Below are 19,609 nucleotides of genomic sequence, written 5' to 3'. Positions count from 1 at the left end.
GTTACTAATTTCACTTCATCGGTATTTGTTTGAGCATTAGTTTGATGAGAGTTAAGCGCTTAAGCACAAAGAATATTTAGAAATATCGCCAACACTCGTATCGGACTAATTCGCATACGTACCTCTCTTTTCTATTAATCAACCCAAAGATTGGCTATGGGAACAATAGTGATCGACGAGGCAGCCCAATCGAAAGCCAACGAGGCACACACAAATTCCGGTTCGCTAGCAGGGGCGACAGTAACGGTCCAACCAGAAAGCCCAAGTGCTTCTAGTTCATTACGAGCAATTTGGGCCCCGTCGCTTAGAGCGAGACACTTATCAAGAAATTGCGAGGTGATTCGTGATACCAACTCTTGTTGGAGCTCGGCGGGTTCGAGGTCCTCGTCCCACACTGCCAGACCTAATCTTTCACATACATTCGGTGGCTCATTAGGGAAGACCCCAACTACTCCCCCCTCAAGCACACAGGTCGCCAGGCTGGGTATGCGTTCTTGAGAAAATACTTCTTTGTATTCCGGGTTTTGCCATGCTTCACGGCACTGTGCGATCGGTGATTTCTCTAACGGCAAGACCACCACACTGGCATCAACCAAACTCGCTACGTTGTAACACCCCACCTGGGTGAGGTCGACGGCGGGCTTAGTACGCAACAGGGCAGCCGCACTTAAGAGCAAAGTTGCCGCCACCAGCACTGGCACAAGCAGCCGTTTCGCATACCAAGACTTGGGGCGTTTACCAGTTGCATCGTGGGGCACATTGCGGTTCTGTTCTTGAACCACCTGGGCGTATATCCGTTGTGCAACCGGATCTTCATTAACTGGAGGTTGCGTGGGCTGCCCAAGAAGCGGATCACGCGTTTTAAGCCACTCAATTAGCTCGAAGCTTTCAAGTGGGTCGAGCTCGTTCCGGCGGGAATCGTTGTCGCTCATTGCTCAACCCCCCGAATCAGTTCTCGCACACGATCTTTGACACGCTGCAAACGCATTTTGGCGGCGTTGTGCGAAGACTCAAGGATTATCGCCAGTTCGGCAATTGAACATCCTTCCCATGCCATCAACGCCAATATCTCTTGATCATCGTCGGAGAGAGACCCAAATATCGCTCCGAGGTTGGAATCGGTAAACTCATATGCTTCGTCGATGCCCAAGGTATCCAACGGTTCCTGTTGCGATTCGGCCATTAGCCGCAGTTGCAAGTTATTTCGCCGACGATTCGAACGATAGAGATTCAAGAGTGTTAACCGAGCGGTGCGAATCAGCCACAGCGACTGGATTTCCGCTTCGGTGGGAATTTCGTCCCAGCGCCGCCACGCCACGGTAAAGGTTTCAGCAACGACATCATCGACTTCGTGGGTGATCGTTCGACGGCTGACATAATCACGTATCCGCTGGTAGTTGGCGATAAACGCGGCATCGAACGCAGGGTTTGTCGACTGAAAATTTTGGGCGCGAGTGTGTTGCGAGCCGTCAACTTTTTCTTCACGCTCCCACTCCGCAACCATTACTAATAGATAATGTCCGGCAACAGCCGTTTCGTAACGGGATTCGGGAAAATACTTTTAGCTCGTCTGCTCCCAGCTTGCCAACTGAAGTTCTATCACCAATAGGCGCGGGTCAGAGCTAAGGCAATAGCCTCGGAATCTTCGAATGCGTCGCTCGATCGGGTAATTCGGAGCGCTAAATTGATCTCGCCACGTGTACGAAGTCGATCTTGAATCGAATTTGGCTCGGTTGGAATGTCGTTCGTTACGTAGACTTCCATCCAACCCCTACGAGCATTTCGTTGCACACTAATGTAGTGGCGGGCCAGCGGATGATCGGACTCGCCAGTAGCGGTGAGTTCAATCAGTGAGTCCCAATCTTCGCGTCGGGCGCGGCCTGGTCCAATTGCTCGCCTAACCTTCAATCCAGGTGGAGGGACCAAAACTGCTTTGGTGAGGGCCGCCACGAAATCAGGATCGGGCGGCAACCGTACTCGCTCATCATGTTCTTGTGCGATTGCTAGTCCAATCCAAAGCATTAATGCCAGCCCGACGGCCACCAAAGGATGCAGCCCGAGTCCAACCAGAACAACCACCGTCACTAGAGCCCCAACTCCGACGGCAATAACCCGATAAAGAGCAGGGGTAATCTGTTCCCACAAAAAGAACCATTCGTGCACCGGTCGCAACAGGAAACTAGCCATCTCTACAACCCCAAACCCGCGCTCACTTAGCGCTCTTCCCCTACGATGTGGGCTAGAAACTCTCTCCGACGTAATGGATTATGTCTGACAGCAGGCCTAATCCGAGTGCTCTGCGCTGATGCAGCATATATTGACTGTCAGTTCTGGACACGGCCTCTCACCTAACTCTGGAAGCAATCAACTGTTCAAGCTGAGTTATGGTAAGCCCATCAATACCCTCCACCAATCTACGCTCATCGTGCACGGTCATATTTACGGTCTCGCCGGGAATCACATCCGAACGCGGCTCCTTATCTTGAAGTAATCGGCCATCAACTAACGGCACAAAACCCTGGTACAGTCCTGTAATCCACCATCCATCTGAGCCCCGAATCTGGTTGGTAACCGCAGACGCTTCCTGAAGAAACAAGACACCCTCGACTTGGGGTAAGACACCTAAACCTTCAGCGGATACAACGACGTTTCCGGATTCCTTAGCCTCATTTAAAGCATCATTTTCAAAGTTCGGAGAAGTTGAAAATACTGTAAGGCGACTAATAAGATCACCTTTGATTACCTTTGAAACCATAACTTCCTGTGAATATCCGACGAAATATCCTTCACTATCTACAACCATATTTCGCATAGGGCGTGACGGCATTCCAACAACTATTAGGTCACTAACGTCAATAAGTTCATCGACAGTTGTAAAAGCAACTGTGTCAGACAAGATTCCCACACCGCCAAGATTAACCGATACGCCGGGCAATGGATCCTCCACACGGGACGTTGCAGAATCAGGAGATGTGTTCATTGATGTTTCATCGGCCGACGAGGTGACGGAAACACGATCAAGTATGTCTTGCCCAGGCGACTTCGCATTGGATGTTGGTCCGCACGCCAAAGTCATAAAACCAGCAACTAGGACAAATGACACCCTAATGCGGCTCTTGAAACTTTTCATTCTAGCTCCTCTCCGATTCAAAGACGTGAGCTAATATTTTGCATTAATATCTGAAATGTCGTGTGATCGAGGCGAGGCTGGAGGATTGGCTACATGACACTGCTAAAGATGCTCGCCACCTCTCATTAGGGTACTCGAGGATGGTTCCGTGCCTGAACCTTCTACGGTCCGATGACTATGTGACAACCCCGTACGATGAACTTGCTCATATGTAGTCGTACAAGGCTTATCGTCGTAGCCAGTTCCCCCTAGACTCATGATCTAAGGGGTGTGCGTCTACCGGCTGCGGCGAAAGCGCGCCCATATACGCTAACGCCAATCCGCCTAACAGCGTAACTGTCCCTCGAAATTTATTCTCGTTGAGCATATATGCCCCCAGCAAGCGCTCAGTCATCGTCTCTAAAGAGCTCTGACTCGCTATTCACATCACACCATTCGATAATAGTCCAGCCTTTCTAGACCTCGATGCCACATCAAGCCACAGGGAGGGAGATTTAGAGCCAGATTCGAAAGCGGAACGTAACACACGCAACCGAGGTCCTCGTAACAGAGTTTATGCTCGATGGGACAATTAGCCGGAAATCCCTAATGCTTACCAGTCACCTTCTACGGCAAGATTGCTGGCAGGATCAAACAACCTTCTTGTGGAGAAAACCTCGTGAAATTAGCTAATTACAACCACCGTGCCGCCCTGGTGTTAAACAACGCAGTCGCTGACGTAGCCACCGTTTCCAAGGGCCAGTTCGGCCCCGATGTGATGTCGCTTTATAACAATTGGGATGCCTTCACAACCTTTGCCAAAACCGTCACCGACACCACGGGCCCCCTCGACATCGCTTTACTGCGCAACCCGGTCCCACAGCCCCGACAGGTGTTTGCCATTGGGCTTAACTACCGGGCACACGCTGAAGAAGCTGGCATGGAAATCCCTCAGGTACCGGCCACCTTTACCAAATTTCCAGCATCATTAAGCGGCCCTTACGACGATATTCCAATCGTGGGCGACAAGGTTGATTGGGAAGTAGAGCTAGTGGCCGTAATTGGCCAACAAGCCCACCAGGTCGAAGAAGCCGACGCTTGGAGTCATGTAGCTGGGCTAACGGTAGGCCAAGACATTAGTGATCGGTTTCTGCAGCGGGCGGCCGGCGGACAGTTTTCATTGGGTAAATCGCACCGAGGTTTTGGACCGATGGGCCCGTGGCTGGTCACAACCGACGAGTTCACGGACGCTAACGATTTGGTGCTGGGCTGTGCCGTTGATGGCGAGACGGTACAAAATGCTCGCACCAGCGACATGATCTTTAGCGTCCCCCAACTGGTGGCTGAACTTTCTGTAGTGTTACCTCTACTACCAGGTGATGTGATCTTCACCGGCACTCCCTCTGGGGTGGGCATGGCCCGCAACCCGGCCCGGTTTCTCCAACCTGGTCAAACCCTGGAAACCTGGGTTGAAGGCATCGGCACCATGCGCAACCCATGCGTAGCCCCCTAGACCCACCAAGCTAAGCCAGTTCCACGGCCACCCGCCGCCGTTCCAGCAACCGGGTATTTGGAGAAACGCCTTACCAGTAGGGGTTTTTGAGTCGGGCTGGCGAACATATATCCGTTCAGGACATGCCACAGATAACGCGTAACACCTCAGGCAATTCTAACCAATCTGTGACCGGAGTCCATAGCGTTTCTTAATACAACCTCCGTTGTCAGGAAAGGCCAACCGGTGGCTGAGGTCTGAGCGGCATATAGCATTGCTAGGTCTTGGATATACGAACGCGTAACCCGTTCCGGACTGAGAGCGACGCGACGTTCCAGCTAAAGACACGACGATCGAAAACATCAGCAAACGCAGTTGGTGATGACACGATAGAACTGATGGTCGATACCCGGAAACCTCTCGCTAGCGAGCGGCTTGACGCAAGTGAAGCAACGATCGCCTACATCACTGACCAGTCAGAACCACACAGGCTCCTCTGCGACATCATGCGGCGACTCCTATCTGCCTAATCAGTTGCGTCTGGTTGTCCAATTTGGAACAGCCTCGAGCGATACCCAGTAATACTTGGCATATACGGAATAGTCATGGCTAGCCTGGCAGCTGAACAGCCCAGAACATTAAGCCTGCCCTAAAGGTGGGGTACGGCCATAGCTGCAACGAAATACGCAGTTTGTCCTTTCCAGTTCGATGTCTGTCGTGAATCGAGAGTTCTGCAATCGGTTCCTCCAAGGAGTGACCGGCTGCGAGCACAATACTCCGGTGTCAAACCACCTTTGCTGGCCGCTTTGCGACATCTTGTGGACGCGACAGCGTAACGTCATAACCTGCGATTGTGGCTTTGATTTCTCACCTCATCGCTGATGGGCTACGCAAAGAAAAGACCGAAGGGGCAGAAGTCACAATCACTACGTATTGGGAACGTGTGAACCACTTCGGTCTTACCTGGTAGATAACTCACCGCGTCGAACAGCGGTTAACCCATGAACGTGAAATTGCTTGCTTAAATTTCCGGGAGATAGAGCCAACTTGCCGGGTCTCGTGCTGGCTTCTTGCCCTGGCCGGTTGATCTAGCGGCGGAAATTGCCTTATCGAGGCAAGTGGCTTGTCGGTACCCAGCAAGCAGCCCTTGGCGACCCGTCACACAGGCCTACTCGTAACAGTCCACCGTCGATAGTCTGGTTGGGCTCTTACGGTTGATCTTCTTTAGCCCGAGGCACGGTTACCATGTAACTGTCCGAAACTAATCCTGAGGATCTGCGCGGTGGTGACCAGGTAAACTGAGCAGCTCACGCGGGTCAGTCCAGTGGCGTCGCCCCCTTTTTGGCGGCTAGTCGAGTGGGTCGGATACTGGCGCTAGCGGGAGGAGAGCGGGCGGGTGTTCCTCCTAGGCGGCGTCGGCAAGCCAGTAGAGCGCTTCGGCGATCTCGGTGGGTCTGAGGAGCGTACCGGTGTCATCGTTAACGATGACACCGGTACAGATGATTCGTTTGTCGTTCGACCGTCCATGACGTCCGTTATGTGGCAGCCGTCGAGGGCGCCGGGGTATTCAGGCTGAAACACGAGGCCCCGCGACCGAGTAGCTCCTGGCTCGCTAGGCGCGCATCGTTTCGGTAGGTACCCGGCGTTACGCATGCAGGGCATGCGGAGAGCGCGGAACCGGACGACCATTTCGTGATCGACGTTGTGGTCATCACTGCTCACCTCGGCTGAGCTAGCTCCATGCAGCGGTATCGAGCCGGAGCGAGTACACCTCATCAGCCCTGCAGGCGCTGCCCATGTGACTCGGCGGCCGAGGATGTCGTCATGACCAGGCCTTACCCGTGGGAGTTTCGTGTTGATGCGGTTCGGGTTCCTCAAAGCCGCACCGATGGGATGTCTTTTGAACAGATCGCTGCTGCTTTCGGACTTGTCCAAACAATGTTGCCAGAGTGCCCTAGCCAGCCACTATCGATGATGGGATCGAGTCCGAGACGACCGAATAATAGAGTTTCGAAAACTGTTAATTACGAAAAAACGTGCGGCTATTGGAACAAGAAAGCATAATGCTCCCTCAAACGGTTGCCGATTTAGGACAGGAGAACCTCCCAATCCGATGATATACCTGCTAGTGCACTAGTTCACTCTTGAGGGGATCCCCACAGTGGTGTCGCGTAGGGTTCTAGGTCTATCTCGCCAACCTTATAACCGCTGGTTAAAAAGTCGTTCACCACCGCCCAGGTAGCCGAGGCGAGGTTGGTGAACACAAATTTTGACTCACATCGAGACGACTCTGCGTTCGGAAGCCAGTTCCTTGCTGACGACGCTCACCAATCGGCCACCCTTGAGCGCTATGGCAGCACACGCTCGATCAGGGCACGGATCCGGGTGAGACGTATCGCGGCCCCATTTTCTGACAGCCCTTGTTCTTTAACAATTGCAATTATTCCGGTTGAGGCACTCGAAGCGAAGAGCGATCGAATGTGCTCGGCTGCCTGGAGTTCTTCCTCTGTCGTGAAGTGCCTTGGCTTTACCCCAGCCGCGTTGGCAACTTCGAGACACCTCCAGATATCCACAAGATCCGTGGCCTTATCTCGAACTCGCGTGGCTCCAACTTTTAGTATCAGTGCTGCCGTCTCATCTGGCAGTAGCAAGGAGGCTACGAGGCGCTTACCGTTTAACCGTCGCATCTCAACGTCAATTGCTACCGCCGGGCGTTGCGACGCTACGGCCAATCCAGGTACCTCGGTGGTCACTAAGTGATCCCCGAATCTGCGGTTCTGACGTGCCCGCGACGTATAGGCTGGCACGAGCACGTCGACCAGAGCCGACCGTTCTGATGGTTCGTGACCTAGTTCTAAGCTCGGTAGATCGGTTACCTCGCGGCTGAATCGGTTGCCGTCGATCTTCCGGTAACCACGCTCGATCAAGGCGTTAATCAGCGTTGGTTCATTAACTACCACGGGCGGAACACCGAGGTCAGTGTCACCGGTGGCACGGTACAGCTCTCGGCCGAGGCCCCATCGTGCGACGAGCAAAGTCACCATGTGCCCACCGATTACACGGTACGGCTGCACCTTCATCAACTCGGCGATGTCAGTGAGAGCGACGAACCCTAAATCGTCGGCCACCGAAGTTGCCCGAAGATCGAATCTGGTCACGTCTGGCTCACAATCCACTCGCGTAACATCCCGGCCGCTTCCTCACGCTCTGCACCACCAAGATCGAGCAGGTCCCACACCATCTGCACGGGATCGGCCAACGGAATCTCAATGCCCTGGTAGGAGGCGAACCGCTGCCGAACCGAGAACACCGATGTATCACGAGGTGTCCGCACGATTACGTTGGCACTGTCACGATTCTCGGCCCGAACAGCACCAAGTGCACGGTCGGGTATATTGCCGCGGCTATAGAGAACGAGAGTGGTTGGTTTTCGCCAAGGCACCACCAAATCGGGGCCAACGTCGGCAGATGCAACGATCTGGCCGTACTCGTCAACTGCTTTCGCCCCACGCTGGGCCGTGACGAGAGGCGGGTCAAGCGAGTACAGCAACCGTTCAGACCCTCCCGGTCCTCGATACTCGGCAAGGAACCTATCTAACAGTGCCTCCCGATCAACGACACGTCGTTCGCCGCTCCCGCTCTTTTCCACAAATCCCAGCTCAGTCAGCTTCGCCATCACCTGGGAAGCACGAGGTTGAGACACACCCGCTGCCTCAGCCAGTGCCGAGATTGTTGCTAGGGGCTGGTCATGCCACCCGTAGATAAGGTTGCGGATGATAGCACCGCTACCCGAACCGGATGGCAGTTGCCGCCCCCGCGAACGATTAGGTTTAGAGCTCACCCGCTGATGCAAACGAAGCCCTGGTGCCACCAGTAAATAGTTACGTTGCTCGTCTGCCCACGACCACCCCGCGGCCGCCAAATGATCGCCTACCCTCGGGGTGATGAAGGGAGCAGACAGCAAGGGACGAGCCACCCGAGCGATTTGCTCTCGACGCTCTTGTAGATGAGGCACTTCGTTTGGGTATGGCGCTCTGCCTTTTTGAACCACGGCGAAGATGAATTGCTCCCCGTCAACATCAAGTTCAAGATATGCGTCACACTGATCGTCGACCTCGACCCTGCGCAGGCGCGCTCCGATTCCCGCCGCCAATAAGCCCTCAACCATATCCATAAGCACTTTAACACTATAAGCACAGTGCTTATATAGAGCAAAAGGTTAATAGCTGACGGATGTTATCGACGCGACCTAACCCACGCCACGTCAGTGTCTAAGCAACATTCGTCCACAACGCTCGTTTAAAGCAGAAGAGCCAGCCCCGCGACTGACGGAAACTGGCTCTGACCTGTTGTTTTATTGAGTCGGGCTGGCGGGATTTGAACCCACGACCTTCGGTCCCCCAGACCGACGCGCTACCAAGCTGCGCCACAGCCCGTGAGGTTGAAAGCTTAGACGCGCCCTAGAACCAGTGTCTAAAAGCCCAGTCGAGACCCTGCAAAAAGCGCCAGCCTAGGTAGATAACCAACGCCACAATCATCAGCCAAAAATGCCACGGTGCGCGAACTCGTTCCTCGGTGGCGGCCCCAGCTTCACCAGCGACTTGATCGGCCGGTAATTTCAGTTCATGGCTTGGAATCTCGACCTTGCGGCCACAGCTAGGACAGGTTCCATCTTCGTTTAAGGCATTCGGTGCGAGATAACGGTCGCAAGTATTACACCAAGGCATTTAAGACCACCTAATAGCAAGAATCGCCACATCATCCTCGATGGGCCCGTCGGAGAAATCGCGGGCTGCTTCAAGCAATCCCTGCACTAGCGACGAAGGCGACGCACCTGGATCACGCCTCAGCGTGGCACCGATTCGATCTTCGCCGAATAACACACCGCCAGCTCTAGCTTCGGCCAAGCCGTCGGTGTACATCACTGCCATGTCGCCTTCTTCCAGAGAAATCTCCCTAGAAAAATAGGTTCCATCGGGCAGAAGCTTCAAAAGCGGACCGGTGGCATGCAGCGGCGTGACCTCACGGCCATGCCACAACCAGGCCGGTGGATGCCCTGCCGAGGCGTAACGCAAAGTGTTGGCATCCGTGTCAAAGACCAGCACACACAACGAAATAAACTCGTCACCCCGACTAGCCGACATTTGCACATTCAGTTCTTCCAACGCCTGAGCCGGGTCACGATACTGTTTCAGAAAGCTTCGCAACAGGTATTTGGCCTGAAAAGCAGTGATCGACGGCTCGATCCCATGGCCGGTAACATCACCAATCACTGCCGCCACCCGGCTCGGAGCGACCCGGAACCAATCGTAAAAATCTCCAGCCATCAAACCGGTTCCAGCTTCATACACCCGACCAACCTCGAAACCGTCAATGTGGGGCAGATCTTCCGGCGCCAAGCGCGCTGCCCAACGTTTGGGGGCAGTGTCGGCCTGATCAATCACCTCAAGTGCTTTACCTTCAAGCTCTAAACGTTGCTGAGAAAGCCGGGCATCAGCCACGAACTCCCAGCCAATAGCCATAGTCAACATGGCAGGAATCACCAGCACCGCCATCAATGCTGGAGATAGCTCCGCCCACAGAGCCACAATGAGGGCCACGAGCAACACATACAAAAACGCCGTATGACCGTCTTTGCGGAAATCAGACAAAGCCAAAAGCACGGCTTTGTCGTCAGTACCTTGGCGTTCAAGCTGTTTCCAAACCCGACGCCGATGAACCGCCGAGCGGGCCCAAAGCACAGCCGCTATGACACTAGCCACCCCAGCTAAAGCTAGGGCAATGGTTTCAAGGGCACTCATTTAGTTATTCCGGCGGCGAACCCGCACTTTAATAGGTGTGGCACCCAGTTCGAGATCTTCTCGCAGCCGGCGCTCTAGGTAACGCAGGTAGCTTCCAGGCAGCTCACGGTTCGCGAACAAAGTGAAGGTCGGCGGGTCGGTGGCACCCTGGGTGGCATATAACACCCTGGCCCCGCCCGGTGCCGGTTGGGCCTGTTGCGCCAGGCGAATAACATCATTAACCCGCCTGGTTGGAATGCGAGTGTTGTAGCTGGTGATTGCCTCAGCCAATGCGGGCAACAAATTATGAACGCCTTTACCGGTAAGGGCACTGATCTTCAGAACAGCCGCCTCACCCAAAAAATGCAGACGTTGACCCAGTTGATAGGTCACTTCGGCCCGGCCCTCCGCATCTAGTAGTTCCCACTTGTTCAACAACACCACAATCGGACAACCAGCAGCATCAATTCGTTCCGCCAAACGCTGGTCTTGGTGGGTAATACCCTCGGTCACATCGATAACCAACAGCGCCACATCAGAAGCATCAACCGCCTTTAGGGCGCGCACAAACGAATAATATTCGGTGCCTTCATCAATTCGGCTCCGGCGACGCATACCAGCGGTGTCTACAAACTTAATTGGGCCATCAGGCGTTTCAACCACCGTGTCGACCACGTCACGAGTAGTACCAGGCATATCGTGAACAACCGAACGGTCTTCTCCAATTAGCCGGTTAAACAACGTGGACTTGCCTACATTGGGCCGCCCTACAATAGCGACCGCGAAAACTCGTTCGGCATCTAAGGCCGACTCAGTCACCGTTTCATCATCAAAACTCGGGGTCCACTCGGGTAAACGAGTTACCAAAGCATCCAACAAATCGCCACTGCCACGACCGTGTAAAGCACTCACCGGCCAAGGCTCACCAACGCCAAGGGCCATCAAATCCCAAATCGCTCCCTCGCGGCCCTCATCATCAACCTTGTTAGCCACCAGCATCACCTGGCTACCGCTACGTCGAACCAACTCGGCCACCCGAGCATCTTCCTCGGTGATACCCACCGAAGCATCCACCACCATCAGAACCACATCGGCCTCGGCCATGGCCCGCTCCGATTGGCGTGAAACCTTGTCGTCTAGCACCGTACCGCTAGCTAGCCAACCGCCAGTATCGACCAATAAGAACGGCCGCCCTAGCCACTCGGCTTCAACTTCTTTGCGGTCACGGGTAACACCAGGGCGTTCTTCCACGATTGCTTCGCGGCGGCCTAACACCCTGTTCATTAGCGTAGATTTCCCCACGTTAGGGCGACCCACAATCACTACCGTGGGCAACGCTTGCGTTGTTTCGCTCATCAAATTCCTTTACCTGGCACCCAACCGGGTTCAATTGCTTGGCGCAAAGCCAGGCCGTCAGTGGGAACAATCTCTACCAGTCGGGGCAACTCTTCGGGAGTCACCCCGTCGAGAAATCGCCCTTGCGACAAACACACATCAGGCAGCAAGTAACGATGCCCTTCTGGCTGCGTTGATAGCACCCGCGCCACATCTTCGCCCACCATCAAACCAGTAACACCCACGTTCCCACCAAAATAGTCATTTTCAACCGGCAACACCCGCACATCATCACGCCCAAGATCATTAATGAGCGGCCCAATAATTTTCGCGCCCAATGGCGCTGTTAGCACTGCCACCGGGCTCTTGCGGCTGGGCCCAATCCGCAGGGTTGAACCCTGAGCTAAACGCGGCGCGCGGTAACCCTCGGGCGGCGCGCCATCAACCCAGGCGAAGAAGCCCGCTGCAACACCCGTGGCTTGGTCAACTTCGCCCTTGAATTCCATTTCGAAGGTGCGGCCCATACCAATACCATCTTCGTGCATGGGAAAACCTTCATAGCTTTCAGCCGGGGGAAACGCCGCGTCGGCCAAGAGATAATATTCATCGGCCGCGAACACTAGACGATGGCCCAATAGAGCCAAATAAATCTCTTGCCACTCCCCTACCAGCTCCACCACCCGGCGCGCTTCGGCCGTGGTATGGGCACGCATCCGCGGCTCGTTTGAAAAACGGCTAATACCTAAGGGCACCAAACACAAACTAGCCAGCTCAGGGAACTCATCGAGCACCCCGGCCAAGGTGTCATCGAGAACGTCACCATCATTGATACCGGGGCACACCACAATTTGGCCGTGAATTTCGACCCCGAAATCTAACAATGCTCGCAACCAACGCAGGCTCATAGCACCACGCCGGTTTCGCAACATATCAACGCGCACCTCTGGATCGGTGGCATGAATGCTGACATGTAGCGGGGAAAGCCCCTCGGTGATAATCCGTTCTAAGTCCAACTCGGTGAAACGCGTCAAAGTGGTGAAGTTGCCGTAAAGGAATGACAAGCGATAATCGTCATCCTTCAAATACAGGCTTTTTCGCATGCCCGGCGGCAGCTGGTAAATGAAACAGAATTCGCAATGGTTATCACAGGTGCGAACCTGATCAAATAGTGCCGAATCAACCTCTGCACCCAAGGCTTCGCCTTCTCGTTTCTCAACCGTGAGATCGAAACTCAATCCACCGCGGTCAATCTCTAAGATCGGATCTGCATCATCAACCAGCATCCGATAAGCAATCACATCGCGGGGAACGTCACCGTTGATCGAAACAATCTCGTCACCAACTTCCAGCCCAGCCGCCGCAGCCGGCGAGTTAGGCAGCACATTTACTACACGAGGACGAGATATCACGCTCAAAGGATACGCCGAACGCGACAAGTTTGGATACCCTCAGAGCTTGTGAACGTTGACCGGGTGTTACTTGCTGCTCCTCGGGGCTTTTGTGCCGGGGTTGAAATGGCCATCAAAGCACTGGCCTGGATGGTTCGGGCTTTTGAACCTCCGGTGTACTGCTACCACGAAATCGTGCACAACCAAAAGGTGGTGCAACGCTTCGAAGACCTTGGCGTAATTTTTGTGGACGAAATCGACGAGGTACCCGCTGGACGGCCCATTATGCTTTCGGCCCATGGCTCAGCACCCGAGGTTGTGGCCCAAGCACAAGCCAGCGGGGGGTACGTAGTTGACGCCGTCTGCCCCCTGGTTACCAAAGTTCACCACGAAGTCAAAGTACGTTCCCGTCGGGGCTACCAAATTGTGTATATAGGCCACGCTGGCCATGAAGAAGCCGCCGGTACCATGGCCGTAGCGCCCGACAACATTCATCGCGTGGAAACATTAGAAGAAGTGGCAAATCTGCCCGAGTTCGACCAACCGGTCGCGCTGTTGGCCCAAACAACCCTTAGCCACCGTGACTGGGCAAACGTGAAAGACGCTACCGAAGAGCGTTTCCCCGAAGTGTGGATGCCCGGCAAGAGTGACTTGTGCTTTGCCACCACCAACCGTCAAAGCGCCCTCATGCAAATAGCACCTCGATGCGACACCATGGTGGTAATTGGTTCCGCCAACTCGTCCAACACCCGGGCCCTTGAAAAACTGGCCATTGAAGAAGGTTGCCAAAGAGTGTTTCGGGTGAACGGGCCCGAAGAGCTACCCGACGACATTACCGGCGTCGTGGGCGTAACGGCTGGGGCCTCCGCGTCGGAGGAGCTAGTGGAAGCTGTGATCGAAAGGTTAAACCCCACCCAAGGAGTGGAAGAAGTTCGTATTCGAGATGAAGAAGAATACTTCCCTCCACCTCGGTCTTTACGAGACATGCTCTTAGGCGTTGACCTTTTTGCCACCTTCTCACTTGGTGCTTCACTAGCCGATAGGCCAATGTTGAACGACCGCGAGCTTTCAGCAAGCGCTGTGTTGGCGTCGCTTTAGCAGACAACCAACCCAATGTTGGCTGACTAATCGCGTCGGTCAGGCCCGGTTTTCTTGGCTTGACCACGGTGACACCAGAGCAAACCGCGCCCAGGTTTTGCCGCCTGAAAACACGTTCTTCCTCCATAGATAAGAGGCCAACCAGGATGCTCCCAATATCCGTTGACACCATCCGCCTGTTTTTGCATGTGCTGGGCGCAACTATTTGGGTAGGCGGTCAGATAACCATGTTGTGGCTTCTAAAAACAGTGAAAGCACAGGGAGAAGCCGCACCCCAAGCCGTGGCCAGCCGTTTCAACAACCTGGCTTGGGGTGGACTAGCACTCCTCATCGCCACCGGAATTTGGCACATTTTTGCGATCAACGTGGGCAGTCGTACCATTGAATGGCAGGTGACCTTCGCTCTGAAACTGGCCTTCGTAGCTATTTCAGCCATTGGAGTGGGTTGGCACATTTATGGCCGGTCGAAGGTGGCCTTGGCCGTAGGCGGAACCTTAGGTTTCGTGTTCGCCATAGTGGCCTTGTTCTACGGCATCCTGCTACACGGTTAGACCGTATTTACATTACGTCGAAGGTTCGATCGGTAGAGCGGGCTTGTTCGGTGGTGTTGGTGGGTTTCATGGGTTCTTCTGAACGACGACCCCACAAGACTGCTACCAACACCGCTACCACGAACACCGTACCGGCGATCGACCATGCCAGAATTTCACTCATCGCTACGCCTTTCGATTGAGGTTCAAGGAACTCCGCCCCCCGGCGTTCCCGCTAGTGTAGCTGGGCCTGGCCAAAGGTGAAGCGGTTAATCTAAACGCACGTCATCGTCGGCAGGTCGATTCAACGCACTAATGACCGCTCGCAGCGACGCCGACAAAATACTGCCATCGACGCCAACGCCCCAATGCAACTCACCATCGGGTCGCTTAGTTTCCACGTAAGCAACTGCGGTGGCCTCAGAACCGGCGCTGACGGCGTGCTCGGAATAGTCGGTTATATCAATGGCAGCTAGTGGCCCCAACACAGAACCCAAATTTTTACGAAGGCCGTTCACGAAAGCGTCAAGCGGACCATTTCCGGTGCCTGAAACCGTATGCGGTTCATTATCGACAAGCAGCTGAGCTGTGATGTGGGTAGTGCCGTTGTTGCTCGAAATTTCGGCCGTTCGATATTGGATACGAGATGGGGCCAAATAGGTGTTATCGAAATGCTGCCAAATTTGTGACGGGCTCACTTCGGTACCGGTATCTTCGGAAACCTTTTGAATGGAGCGAGAAAACTCAATCTGCAGGCGTCGTGGCAAGACGTAACCAAATTCAGCTTCCATCAGATATGCCACACCCCCTTTACCCGACTGGCTGTTCACCCGGATAACGGCCTCGTAGGTTCGACCTACATGGGCAGGGTCGATGGGCAGATACGGAACTTCCCAAACCGGATACTGGCCGTCAATTTCGGTCTCGCGCAGGGCCGCGAAGCCTTTCTTAATGGCATCTTGGTGCGAACCTGAAAATGCGGTGTAAACCAAGTCACCGGCATAAGGATGACGGGGATGCACAGGAAGACGATTGCAATACTCGGCCACCCGCCGAATGCGGTCAATGTCTGAAAAGTCGATTTCCGGATCTACCCCTTGGCTCATCAGGTTGAGACCTAACGTCACCAAATCAACGTTGCCGGTACGCTCGCCGTTACCGAACAAAGTACCTTCCACCCGATCAGCACCGGCCATAACCCCAAATTCGGCCGCCGCCACCGCGGTGCCACGATCATTGTGGGGGTGCAGGCTTAGAATCATGGCGTCACGATTTCGGATCGTGCGATTAAAATATTCAATCACGTCGCCATATACATTCGGCGTATACATCTCAACCGTTGCCGGCAGATTTATAATAAGCGGGTTTTCTGGGGTCGCGGCAATAGCATCCATCACCGCTTCGCAGATTTCTATGGCGTAATCGATTTCGGTACCGGTGAAACTTTCGGGCGAATATTCATAACGCACCTTGGTGTTTGGCACGCTAGCTTCAAGTTCTCGACACTGTTTGGCAGCATCCACCGCAATCTGGGTGATACCGGCCCGGTCGAGGTTAAAAACTACCCGTCGTTGCAGAACTGACGTGGAATTATAAAAGTGCACGATGGCGGTTTCCGCACCTTCAATAGATTCGAAAGTACGTTCAATCAGCTCGGGTCGACATTGGGTCAACACCTGGATCGTGACATCGTTGGGAATTAGATCTTTAGCGATTAATTCTCGGACAAAATCGAAGTCGGGTTGCGACGCCGATGGAAACCCCACCTCAATTTCTTTGTATCCCATGGCCACCAACGTCTCGAACATGCGCAACTTGCGTTCAGGGTCCATAGGGTCAATCAGGGCCTGGTTTCCATCACGCAAATCAACGCTGCACCACAACGGGGCCGCCTCGATACGACGGTTGGGCCAGGTACGATCGGGAAGCTCAAGAGGACGAAACGGTACATACTTGTCGAATGGCATTGTTCGGGGTTGGGCCGGTTCGGGGGACATGAGCTGTTCCTAACTTGTTGCGACTTTTTAGTTGGTTGCGGGTGGACATTGGGCCAGAAAACGAAGAAACCTCCCGGCCGAAGGCACGAGAGGTTGGGCGAGCACCTATGACGGTTACTCGCCTACATGAGAAGAAGGAGGTGGTTGAAAGTCTTCACAGTTACCAACATTGCCACGCTTGGGCCGTGGGGTCAAGACTCTTGTGGTGGATTGGCGGGGTGTGGCAAAACCACCTCGTGACCACGTCCGGCTTTTCGCTGTGCTTCATCAAAGAGAGCCTGAATACGCGAATGTAGGGTTCCCGACAATTCTTTCACCACTCGACGCGGCACTCGAGCCCCTTCTTCACGTGTTGGTGGGTAGATTGGCTCACCAATCACAATGGTGATCTTGGCGGGCTTCGGTATTTTCACACCTTTGCCCATAGCGTATTCAGAGCCTCCGATACCAATGGGCACAATGGGGGTGTTGGTGCGTGCCGAAACAAAGGCCGGGCCGTCGTAAAGTCTCCAGATGTGGGGGCCGGTGCGCCTGGTTCCTTCTGGGAACATGATTAGCGGTTCTCCTCGGCGTACAACCACTTCAGCCGCGTTTAAGGCACTGCGATCAGCGCTGCCACGCGCTACTGGAAATCCACCCACCGAGGTTAGGAACCAACCGCCAAACTTGCTGGCTTTCCACAACGAATCTTTGCCCATCGCTCGCAGGTTGCGTTTGGAAATAATCGCCATTAAGGGCGTGTCGAGATTGGAACGGTGCGCTGGGGAAACAATAAAGGCCCCTGTTGTGGGCACGTTTTCACGACCTTCAACTTCAACCCGAAACCACAGCTTCGCTACCGCAAATATTACCGCCCGGGCCAGCTGGTAAAGAGCTCGCTGCGGAGCACTAAGTGGCGCGCTTGAAACTTCCGGTCGATCATCATCCATCAATAAGCCTCATTAGTTCTGCCACCACATCCTCGATGGTTAAATCAGAAGTATCGAACCATAACGCATCTTCAGCTTGGCGCAGCGGATCGTTGGCCCGTTCCGAATCCATTTTGTCGCGTTCGGTAATTTCAGCCGCAATTCGGGTTACATCAGCCTCAGAGAGTTCTTGGCTGCGACGCCGTGCACGCACCTCAGGCGAAGCCGTTAGATAAATCTTGGCTGAAGCGTCGGGGAAAACAACGGTGCCAATATCGCGACCTTCCAACACTCCTCCGCCGCGTTCAGCCACCCAGGCACGCTGGCGTGCTACCAGCTCTTTACGGACTGCGGCGTTGCGGGCCACCAAGCTCACTTGCGAAGTGACCTCGGGGCTACGAATAGCTTCGGTGGCGTCTTCACCGTTAACGACCACCGAATTGGCTTGGTCAAGTTCCATGTGGTGGGCAACTGCCGCCACGGCTTCAGGATCCATCAGATCGACCCCTTGGCGAAGCGCCGCAAAGGTGACCGCTCGGTACATGGCACCCGTATCCAAATATGAAAGGCCCAGCTTGGCAGCCAAGGCTTTAGCCACCGTCGACTTCCCCGAACCTGCCGGACCATCAATTGCTATCACACGCACTTAATTTGCACCGAGAGAATCAAGCACATCGAAAAACCCAGGAAACGTTTTGCCCACACACACCGGGTCTACAATTTCGATACCTGGCACCCGCAGACCAAGTAAGGCGAAACTCATCGCCATACGGTGATCATCGTACGTTTCAACCTGTGCAGGCTGGGGGGTGCCGGGGTGAATAACAAAACCGTCGTCAAACTCTTCAGCCTGAATACCGAGGCGTCGCATCTCGGTCACCACGGCACGGATTCGATCGGTTTCGTGATGGCGGATTAGGGAGACACCCCGCACCCGGGTGGGCTTGTCACCAAAAACAGCTACCGCCGCCACGGATTGGGCCATGTCGGGGAAATCAGACATGTCGATATCAACGCCGCGAATATCAGCGCTGCCCCTCACCTCACTCCAATCTTCATTCACCTCAACGTGGGCACCCATTTGGCTCAGCACATCAAGAAATGCCATATCACCTTGTAACGAACGACGACCTAAACCAGGCACCCGAATTCGTCCCCCAGTAATGGCGGCCGCCGCGAAAACATATGATGCGGTACTAGCGTCTGGTTCAACCTCATAAGTGGTGGCCACATAACCACCCGCGGGCACCACGAATTGGTTTTCGTTCGGCCGTTCTACCGTAACTCCGAACGCCGACATTACCGAAGTGGTCATAGTGAGATACGGCCTAGATGCGGTAGCCTCCACCATGTTCAGAGTTAGACCACGGCGCATATAGGGCCCGGCCTGCAATAATCCGGTCACGAATTGGCTTGAAAACTCTGCCGACACTTCAACCTGGCCGCCACTGAGGTTGCCTCCACGCACCGAAAGCGGCAAAAAATTAAGGCCCGTACCGTCGACATCTTCTACCTCCGCACCAAGAGTCAACAACGCCTCGGCAATGGGCCCGATGGGACGTTTACGAAGCGGTTCGTGGCCATCAAGTACATAGGGGCCAACACCCAAGGCCAACACTGGCAACAAAAACCGCGACGTGGTACCCGAGAAACGGGCGTTAATGTTGAGCGGCCCTGCGGGTATAGCACCACCCAACCCCTGCACCAACCACTGCTTGTCGTCGCGCTCGACTACAACCCCTAAAGCATCAAGTGCCTCTAACATGGCCTCTGAATCGTCAGCCACCAAGGCGTTAGTAATCGTCGAAGTTCCCTGAGCCAAAGCTGCCAAGATGAGGGCGCGATTGGTGTAACTCTTCGAACCCGGAATCACAACAGTGGCATCAGGTGGGCTGAGCAAAGGTACAACAGCGCGAGACGGCAAATCTTCTCCTCTTTGGGTCATAAACAACTCGTAGGTGACGCATTAAAA

General features: G+C 54.4%; 18 protein-coding genes and 1 tRNA gene. 3 read left to right on the top strand and 16 right to left on the bottom strand.

Annotated features, from left to right (window positions below):
• Window positions 1-134: 134 nt before the first annotated feature.
• The 4 genes from WC184_01185 to WC184_01170 all read right to left on the bottom strand — a co-directional run bounded on the left by WC184_01185 (window position 135) and on the right by WC184_01170 (window position 3,130).
• Window positions 135-932: a hypothetical protein gene (locus WC184_01185; GenBank protein ID MFA7476490.1), complete on the bottom strand. Its 798-nt coding sequence runs from the start codon at window positions 930-932 to the stop codon at window positions 135-137.
• Entirely contained in the window at window positions 929-1,504 is a 576-nt protein-coding gene (locus WC184_01180) for a sigma-70 family RNA polymerase sigma factor (GenBank protein ID MFA7476489.1), read from the bottom strand. Before WC184_01180 ends, WC184_01185 begins: the two co-directional genes overlap by 4 nt.
• Window positions 1,505-1,599: 95 nt before the next feature.
• Entirely contained in the window at window positions 1,600-2,187 is a 588-nt protein-coding gene (locus tag WC184_01175) for a hypothetical protein (GenBank protein ID MFA7476488.1), read from the bottom strand.
• Between the two features lie 157 nt (window positions 2,188-2,344).
• Window positions 2,345-3,130: a hypothetical protein gene (locus WC184_01170; protein ID MFA7476487.1), complete on the bottom strand. Its 786-nt coding sequence runs from the start codon at window positions 3,128-3,130 to the stop codon at window positions 2,345-2,347.
• Between the two features lie 658 nt (window positions 3,131-3,788).
• On the opposite strand from WC184_01170, the gene WC184_01165 reads away from it, so the two are divergent.
• Window positions 3,789-4,622: a fumarylacetoacetate hydrolase family protein gene (locus tag WC184_01165; GenBank protein MFA7476486.1), complete on the top strand. Its 834-nt coding sequence runs from the start codon at window positions 3,789-3,791 to the stop codon at window positions 4,620-4,622.
• Between the two features lie 2,327 nt (window positions 4,623-6,949).
• On the opposite strand, the gene WC184_01160 is transcribed toward WC184_01165, so the two are convergent.
• The 7 genes from WC184_01160 to WC184_01130 all read right to left on the bottom strand — a co-directional run bounded on the left by WC184_01160 (window position 6,950) and on the right by WC184_01130 (window position 13,125).
• Window positions 6,950-7,759 (bottom strand): hypothetical protein, encoded by an 810-nt coding sequence (locus WC184_01160; protein MFA7476485.1) that lies wholly within the window; start codon window positions 7,757-7,759, stop codon window positions 6,950-6,952.
• Window positions 7,756-8,775 (bottom strand): hypothetical protein, encoded by a 1,020-nt coding sequence (locus tag WC184_01155; GenBank protein MFA7476484.1) that lies wholly within the window; start codon window positions 8,773-8,775, stop codon window positions 7,756-7,758. Before WC184_01155 ends, WC184_01160 begins: the two co-directional genes overlap by 4 nt.
• A 188-nt stretch (window positions 8,776-8,963) precedes the next feature.
• Window positions 8,964-9,037, bottom strand: a tRNA-Pro gene (locus WC184_01150).
• Window positions 9,038-9,061: 24 nt separating this feature from the next.
• Window positions 9,062-9,328 (bottom strand): hypothetical protein, encoded by a 267-nt coding sequence (locus WC184_01145; GenBank protein MFA7476483.1) that lies wholly within the window; start codon window positions 9,326-9,328, stop codon window positions 9,062-9,064.
• Window positions 9,329-10,402, bottom strand: a complete 1,074-nt coding sequence (locus WC184_01140; GenBank protein ID MFA7476482.1) for a PP2C family protein-serine/threonine phosphatase — start codon at window positions 10,400-10,402, stop codon at window positions 9,329-9,331.
• Window positions 10,403-11,737, bottom strand: a complete 1,335-nt coding sequence (der, locus tag WC184_01135; protein ID MFA7476481.1) for a ribosome biogenesis GTPase Der — start codon at window positions 11,735-11,737, stop codon at window positions 10,403-10,405.
• On the bottom strand, window positions 11,737-13,125 hold the full coding sequence (locus WC184_01130) for a DUF512 domain-containing protein (GenBank protein MFA7476480.1): 1,389 nt from the start codon (window positions 13,123-13,125) through the stop codon (window positions 11,737-11,739). The genes der and WC184_01130 overlap by 1 nt, the downstream gene beginning before the upstream one ends.
• A 48-nt stretch (window positions 13,126-13,173) precedes the next feature.
• Here WC184_01130 and ispH point away from each other — a divergent pair, with 48 nt between their 5' ends.
• Entirely contained in the window at window positions 13,174-14,202 is a 1,029-nt protein-coding gene (ispH, locus tag WC184_01125; GenBank protein MFA7476479.1) for a 4-hydroxy-3-methylbut-2-enyl diphosphate reductase, read from the top strand.
• Between the two features lie 146 nt (window positions 14,203-14,348).
• Entirely contained in the window at window positions 14,349-14,753 is a 405-nt protein-coding gene (locus tag WC184_01120; protein ID MFA7476478.1) for a hypothetical protein, read from the top strand.
• 7 nt (window positions 14,754-14,760) lie between these two features.
• Here WC184_01120 and WC184_01115 read toward each other — a convergent pair whose 3' ends face one another.
• From WC184_01115 to aroA, 5 genes are all read right to left on the bottom strand, one after another.
• Window positions 14,761-14,916, bottom strand: a complete 156-nt coding sequence (locus WC184_01115; protein MFA7476477.1) for a hypothetical protein — start codon at window positions 14,914-14,916, stop codon at window positions 14,761-14,763.
• Between the two features lie 85 nt (window positions 14,917-15,001).
• Window positions 15,002-16,729: a 2-isopropylmalate synthase gene (leuA, locus tag WC184_01110; GenBank protein MFA7476476.1), complete on the bottom strand. Its 1,728-nt coding sequence runs from the start codon at window positions 16,727-16,729 to the stop codon at window positions 15,002-15,004.
• Between the two features lie 191 nt (window positions 16,730-16,920).
• Window positions 16,921-17,658: a lysophospholipid acyltransferase family protein gene (locus WC184_01105; protein ID MFA7476475.1), complete on the bottom strand. Its 738-nt coding sequence runs from the start codon at window positions 17,656-17,658 to the stop codon at window positions 16,921-16,923.
• The gene (gene cmk, locus WC184_01100; protein ID MFA7476474.1) at window positions 17,651-18,283 is read right to left on the bottom strand and encodes a (d)CMP kinase; all 633 of its coding nucleotides are present in this window, start codon (window positions 18,281-18,283) and stop codon (window positions 17,651-17,653) included. Before cmk ends, WC184_01105 begins: the two co-directional genes overlap by 8 nt.
• Window positions 18,284-19,582 carry a 3-phosphoshikimate 1-carboxyvinyltransferase gene (gene aroA / locus WC184_01095; protein MFA7476473.1) on the bottom strand — a complete coding sequence of 433 codons (1,299 nt, stop codon included), beginning with the start codon at window positions 19,580-19,582 and terminating at the stop codon, window positions 18,284-18,286.
• Window positions 19,583-19,609 lie beyond the last annotated feature (27 nt).

It is taken from the genome of Acidimicrobiia bacterium (genome assembly GCA_041676705.1).
Taxonomy (GTDB): domain Bacteria; phylum Actinomycetota; class Acidimicrobiia; order Acidimicrobiales; family SKKL01; genus Actinomarinicola.
The sequence above is the reverse complement of the archived record's forward strand: the minus strand, read 5'-3'. Positions and strand labels throughout refer to the sequence as shown.

Excerpts from the sequence above, each read along its gene's own strand:
- WC184_01185 (MFA7476490.1), bottom strand. The coding sequence starts at position 932 with ATGAGCGACAACGATTCCCGCCGGAACGAGCTCGACCCACTTGAAAGC.
- WC184_01180 (MFA7476489.1), bottom strand. The coding sequence starts at position 1,504 with ATGGTTGCGGAGTGGGAGCGTGAAGAAAAAGTTGACGGCTCGCAACAC.
- WC184_01175 (MFA7476488.1), bottom strand. The coding sequence starts at position 2,187 with ATGGCTAGTTTCCTGTTGCGACCGGTGCACGAATGGTTCTTTTTGTGG.
- WC184_01170 (MFA7476487.1), bottom strand. The coding sequence starts at position 3,130 with ATGAAAAGTTTCAAGAGCCGCATTAGGGTGTCATTTGTCCTAGTTGCT.
- WC184_01155 (MFA7476484.1), bottom strand. The coding sequence starts at position 8,775 with ATGGATATGGTTGAGGGCTTATTGGCGGCGGGAATCGGAGCGCGCCTG.
- WC184_01145 (MFA7476483.1), bottom strand. The coding sequence starts at position 9,328 with ATGCCTTGGTGTAATACTTGCGACCGTTATCTCGCACCGAATGCCTTA.
- WC184_01140 (MFA7476482.1), bottom strand. The coding sequence starts at position 10,402 with ATGAGTGCCCTTGAAACCATTGCCCTAGCTTTAGCTGGGGTGGCTAGT.
- der (MFA7476481.1), bottom strand. The coding sequence starts at position 11,737 with ATGAGCGAAACAACGCAAGCGTTGCCCACGGTAGTGATTGTGGGTCGC.
- WC184_01120 (MFA7476478.1), top strand. The coding sequence starts at position 14,349 with ATGCTCCCAATATCCGTTGACACCATCCGCCTGTTTTTGCATGTGCTG.
- WC184_01115 (MFA7476477.1), bottom strand. The coding sequence starts at position 14,916 with ATGAGTGAAATTCTGGCATGGTCGATCGCCGGTACGGTGTTCGTGGTA.
- leuA (MFA7476476.1), bottom strand. The coding sequence starts at position 16,729 with ATGTCCCCCGAACCGGCCCAACCCCGAACAATGCCATTCGACAAGTAT.
- WC184_01105 (MFA7476475.1), bottom strand. The coding sequence starts at position 17,658 with ATGGATGATGATCGACCGGAAGTTTCAAGCGCGCCACTTAGTGCTCCG.
- aroA (MFA7476473.1), bottom strand. The coding sequence starts at position 19,582 with ATGACCCAAAGAGGAGAAGATTTGCCGTCTCGCGCTGTTGTACCTTTG.